Consider the following 5,347-nt stretch of genomic DNA (forward strand, 5'->3'; position numbering starts at 1 on the left):
GTGGCTTTTTTCGTTTTATTTACGAGCATTGTTATTCTACAATGCCCTTAATATATAGCGTTTTTACAGGAGTCTTGGTGTTCGACTGTACGGTGAAACTCTTTGTGAATGGAGCTTTTGCCGCCGCATTGTAAGTTACTTTGATCGTTCCGCTTTCGCCTGGTTTAATTGGTGTTTTCGTAAATTCTGCTACAGAACATCCGCAGGTAGGCACAACATTTGAAATGATAATTGGCTCACTGCCTGTGTTTGAAAACTTGAAATTATACGAAACGGGCGTACCGGCCGGAATTTTGCCAAAATCATGGGTTTCTTTTTCGAATTTAAATTCCCCTTGTCCTGTCTGCATCGAAGAAAAACCTATAAAGGAAATGATCACTGCTAAGATTGTTATATACTTTTTCATGCTTCTAAAATATTACTTTACGATTAAAATAGTACAACTGATATGCCAAATTTAATATTTATTGCCAATTTATTGTACATCTAACAACTTTATTACAGTTATATTATACCTTCTTTCAATAGATCCTGTATGTGGATAACACCAGCATAATTCCCTTTGTCGGAAACCAGTAGTTGTGTGATGTTATTTTCACGCATAATATGGAGAGCATTGGCTGCCAATTCATTTTTGTCGATGATTTTTGGTGATTTTCCCATGATATCGGCGGCAGTAATTGCCGCTAAATTGGTGTGTTTCTCCAGCATACGACGGATATCACCGTCTGTGATGATGCCGAGTATGCGGTCAGCAGCCAACACCGCTACAGCTCCCAGTCTAAACTGTGTTATGGTGATGATGATATCACTTACAGTGGCTTGCGGTTGGACACTAGGTTTGCCGTTCTGATCGGATAGATCGCCGACTCTTAAGTACAGTTTTTTTCCTAATGCTCCTCCCGGGTGGTATTTTGCAAAATCTTTATCCGTGAAATCGCGGCACTCTTGTAAAACGACAGCAAGCGCATCGCCCATGGCTAGCTGAGCAGTTGTACTTGAAGTCGGCGCAAGGTTGTTAGGACAAGCTTCTTTCTCAACGGTGGTATTTAAAATATAGTCTGCATTTTTAGCGAGATAGGATTCCGTATTTCCGACCAAAGCAACCAAAACATTCTTTGTCTGTTTTAAAAAGGGGACAAGTACTTTAATCTCAGGTGTATTACCACTTTTAGAGATCGCAATAATTAAATCATTTTGTTGGATAATACCAAGGTCTCCGTGGATAGCGTCAGCTGCATGCATAAAGATCGATGGTGTGCCTGTCGAATTTAGCGTTGCAACTATCTTTTGAGCGATAATGGCACTTTTGCCGATTCCAGTTACAATGACGCGGCCCTGTAAATTTAGAATACGATCGACAACGGTAACAAAATCATCATCAATATATTGAGCTAAAGCAGCTACCGCCTTGGCTTCTTCTTGAATAGCTTGAATAGCTATATTTTTTATTTCGTAGTTGTTTTTCACAAAAAATACTCTTACTTTTATGTATTAGAATAGATTGCAAAAATAGATTATTTTTCAAGATTATTTCTTCATTTATCTATCTTATTTTTGCCCAAGGCGCAATGGAAATAGAAAAATCACTTTTCGACAATTTACAAGATTTTTTTGGTTTTGATACTTTTAAAGGGGATCAAGAGGCAATTATAACTAGTATTCTTCAACGAAGAGATACTTTTGTAATAATGCCAACCGGAGGAGGAAAATCAATTTGCTACCAGCTTCCTGCTCTTATGAGTGAGGGAACTGCAATTGTTATTTCTCCGCTGATTGCTTTAATGAAAAACCAGGTAGATCAGCTTCGTGCATTCGGTGGCGAAGATAGTATCGCTCATTTTTTAAATTCATCATTGAATAAGAGCGAAATTACAAAGGTTAAGGATGATGTACTCGCCGGGAAGACCAAATTGCTGTATGTAGCTCCAGAATCCCTTGCCAAGCAAGATAATTTGGAATTCTTACATCAGATTACCGTGTCTTTCGTAGCGGTTGACGAAGCGCATTGTATTTCGGAATGGGGGCACGATTTCAGACCAGAATATCGTAAAATACGCCAGGTAATCAACGAAATAGGTGCCAATATCCCTGTTATCGCTCTTACGGCGACTGCTACTCCTAAAGTTCAGTCGGATATCCGTAAAAATTTACAGATGAATGATGCTGTTTTATTTAAATCATCATTTAATCGAAGCAATTTGTATTACGAGGTGCGGCCCAAAAAGGATGTTGTTAAGGAGATTGTTCGTTTTATCAAAACCAAATCGGGTAAGACCGGTATTGTCTATTGTTTGAGCCGTAAAAAGGTAGAAGAAATCAGTGAGGTTTTGAACCTAAATGGCATCAAAGCCTTACCTTACCATGCGGGATTGGACGCTAAAACAAGAGCTGATACACAGGATAAATTTTTGATGGAGGATGTGGAAGTGATTGTTGCTACCATCGCTTTCGGTATGGGAATAGACAAACCTGACGTTCGTTATGTCATTCACCATGATATTCCTAAATCCATGGAGGGTTACTATCAGGAAACTGGACGTGCTGGACGTGATGGGGGGGATGGTTATTGTTTGGCTTTTTACTCGGAAAAAGATGTTGAAAAGCTGACCAAGTTTATGAAAGATAAACCTGTGGCCGAACGCGAGATCGGTACACAGATCTTAAAAGAGGTTATTGATTATTCGGAGTCTGCAGTATGTCGTCGTAAACAAATTCTTCATTATTTTGGAGAAAATTTTGACGAGCAGGGCTGTAATAATATGTGCGACAACTGCCGCTCGGAGAAAGAATATTTTGAGGCCGAAGACTCCTTGAAAAATGTACTGGGTTTCATTCAGGAGCAGGGCGAGAAATTTGATGATCATCACGTGATCAACGTCATGATGGGTCAAAATAATCAACCCGTATCTTCCTATAAACATGATGAACATCGTCTTTTCGGAACGGGTAAAGAGAAAGGTGTTATTTATTGGAAATCTTTGCTGAGACAGGCTGCGCTTGACAACTTTATCGAAAAAGATATTGATCACTATGGCCTTTTAAAATTGACAGATATTGGCCGTCATTATCTAGATAACCCTTATCAACTAAAATTTGTTTTGAATCGTCCAATAGAAGGAGGAGATAGCACAAATTCGGAAGATACAGGCCACGGCACAGGAGCCTTAGATACCGTCTTGTTGGGAATGCTTAAAGACCTACGCAAGAAAATTGCAAAAGGGAAGTCATTGCCTCCATTTGTCATCTTTCAAGATCCTTCGCTGGAAGAAATGTGTACACATTATCCAATTGCCATCGATGAGTTGAAACAGATCCAGGGAGTAGGGAATGGTAAAGCGATTAAATTTGGCGCACCATTTATTGCCTTGATCAAAGACTACGTTGAGGAAAATGAAATCGATAGACCCGTGGATCTTGTCATTAAAAGTACAGCAAATAAATCGGCATTAAAGGTATCTATTATTCAAAATATCGATCGTAAAATAGCATTGGATGATATTGCTTCAGCTAAGGGGATAACTTATGAGGAAATATTGAAGGAAATAGAAACGATTGTAAATGCGGGCACAAAAATCAATATCAATTATTTTATTGACGAGATTATTGATGAGGATCGCCAGGATGAGGTATATGACTATTTTAAGACAGCGGAGACTGATTCAATTAATGATGCGCTTAAAGAACTTGGAGGGGATGATTACAGTTATGAAGATCTCCAATTGATGCGAATCAAATTTTTATCAGAGCTTGGCAATTAATATTTTTATAATTATATGATTAACAAATACATTCCCGAAATAAAGAATGGGACATCGCAGAATTTCTTTTTAATGGCGGGGCCGTGTGCAATTGAGGGAGAAGAAATCGCTTTGCGTATTGCTGAAAAGATTGTTACAATTACAGATAAACTTAATATTCCTTACATTTTCAAGGGATCCTACCGTAAAGCCAATCGGTCCCGCCTAGATTCATTTATGGGAATAGGTGATGAAAAGGCGCTGAAGATTTTAGAAAAAGTAGGGAAAACTTTTGGTGTACCGACGGTGACAGATATCCATGAGAGCCACGAGGCAGAAATGGCAGCTGCATACGTTGACGTTCTTCAAATTCCAGCATTTTTGTGCAGACAGACTGATTTATTGGTTGCGGCGGCAAAAACGAATAAGGTGGTCAATGTAAAAAAAGGTCAGTTTTTGAGTGCGGGATCTATGAAATTTGCAGTAGATAAGATCGTGGAATCAGGAAATGAAAAGGTTTTTTTAACTGATCGTGGCAATACATTCGGCTATCAGGATCTCATTGTAGATTATCGAGGGATTCCCGAAATGCGTGCTTTTAACGTCCCAACAGTGATGGACTGTACACATTCCTTGCAACAACCAAATCAGACTTCTGGCGTAACAGGAGGAAAACCAGCCTTAATTGAAACGATAGCGAAAGCAGCTATCGCCGTGGGAGCTGACGGTCTGTTTATAGAAACACATCCTGATCCGGCAAATGCGAAATCTGATGGCGCCAATATGTTACATTTGGATTTACTTGAAGGCTTGATGGAAAAACTGGTACGAGTTAGACAAGCTATTTTATAGTATAATAAATAAATCACAATAAAAAGGAGCCAATAGGCTCCTTTTTTATAATCAATTATATCAAACTTAAAGCTAAATTATTATATGTTATCAAAAGTTGCGTTGACAGCGTTTTTTCTGTTGTCTTTTTCTGCCATTAAAGCGCAGGAGAATTATAGTTGGTTTTCTCCACTAGAAGATAAACATGTGGAAGGTAGGTTGGAGAATCAGAAGCTTTCAGCCTTCAACAGACTTCCCGATGAATTGGAAAGTCAGGTACGTAAACCAGTATGGGAGCTAGGTAAGAATAGCGCAGGATTCTATATTGACTTTCAAACTTCTTCGCCTGAGATTACAGTTCAATACCAAGTTGCCGGAGGCTTAAATATGCCCCATATGCCAACAACAGGTGTTAGTGGGCTGGATCTTTATGCTTATGATACGGTAAAGAAAGAATGGAAGTGGGCTTATGGCAGTTATGATTTTTCGGATACTATTTCTTATACGTGGAAGAATATTGGGCGCAATGAAAAATTTAATTATCGCTTATATCTTCCGCTCTACAATACTGTTAAGTGGTTAAAGATTGGTGTGCCAAATACGGCTAAATTAACGTATACTCATACCACAGCAGCAAAGCCCATTGTTGTCTATGGAACCTCGATCGGACAGGGGGCCTGTACAAGCCGTCCTGGTTTGGCTTGGACCAGTCAGGTAGGAAGGGCATTTAATAACGAAGTGATCAATTTATGTTTCTCTGGAAATGGTCGACTTGA

Annotated in this window: 5 protein-coding genes; 3 read left to right on the forward strand and 2 right to left on the reverse strand. The window is 39.1% G+C overall.

Annotated features, from left to right (window positions below; all coding sequences use genetic code 11):
• Positions 1-31: 31 nt before the first annotated feature.
• Complete coding sequence (locus tag B2X72_RS12660; protein ID WP_075992841.1) at positions 32-406, reverse strand: DUF1573 domain-containing protein; 375 nt, start codon at positions 404-406, stop codon at positions 32-34.
• Between the two features lie 98 nt (positions 407-504).
• On the reverse strand, positions 505-1,470 hold the full coding sequence (locus B2X72_RS12665) for a KpsF/GutQ family sugar-phosphate isomerase (protein WP_145326867.1): 966 nt from the start codon (positions 1,468-1,470) through the stop codon (positions 505-507).
• A 101-nt stretch (positions 1,471-1,571) separates the two neighbouring features.
• Here B2X72_RS12665 and recQ point away from each other — a divergent pair, with 101 nt between their 5' ends.
• From recQ to B2X72_RS12680, 3 genes are all read left to right on the forward strand, one after another.
• The gene (gene recQ / locus B2X72_RS12670) at positions 1,572-3,761 is read left to right on the forward strand and encodes a DNA helicase RecQ (RefSeq protein ID WP_145326866.1); all 2,190 of its coding nucleotides are present in this window, start codon (positions 1,572-1,574) and stop codon (positions 3,759-3,761) included.
• A gap of 15 nt (positions 3,762-3,776) precedes the next feature.
• Positions 3,777-4,592: a 3-deoxy-8-phosphooctulonate synthase gene (gene kdsA / locus B2X72_RS12675; protein WP_120334127.1), complete on the forward strand. Its 816-nt coding sequence runs from the start codon at positions 3,777-3,779 to the stop codon at positions 4,590-4,592.
• Between the two features lie 84 nt (positions 4,593-4,676).
• A partial coding sequence (locus B2X72_RS12680) for an SGNH/GDSL hydrolase family protein (protein ID WP_286849752.1) occupies positions 4,677-5,347 on the forward strand: 671 nt, incomplete at its 3' end.

This window comes from Sphingobacterium sp. UBA7253 (assembly GCF_002472745.1).
In the GTDB taxonomy this organism is placed as follows: domain Bacteria; phylum Bacteroidota; class Bacteroidia; order Sphingobacteriales; family Sphingobacteriaceae; genus Sphingobacterium; species Sphingobacterium siyangense.

Excerpts from the sequence above, each read along its gene's own strand:
- B2X72_RS12660 (WP_075992841.1), bottom strand. The coding sequence starts at position 406 with ATGAAAAAGTATATAACAATCTTAGCAGTGATCATTTCCTTTATAGGT.
- recQ (WP_145326866.1), top strand. The coding sequence starts at position 1,572 with ATGGAAATAGAAAAATCACTTTTCGACAATTTACAAGATTTTTTTGGT.
- kdsA (WP_120334127.1), top strand. The coding sequence starts at position 3,777 with ATGATTAACAAATACATTCCCGAAATAAAGAATGGGACATCGCAGAAT.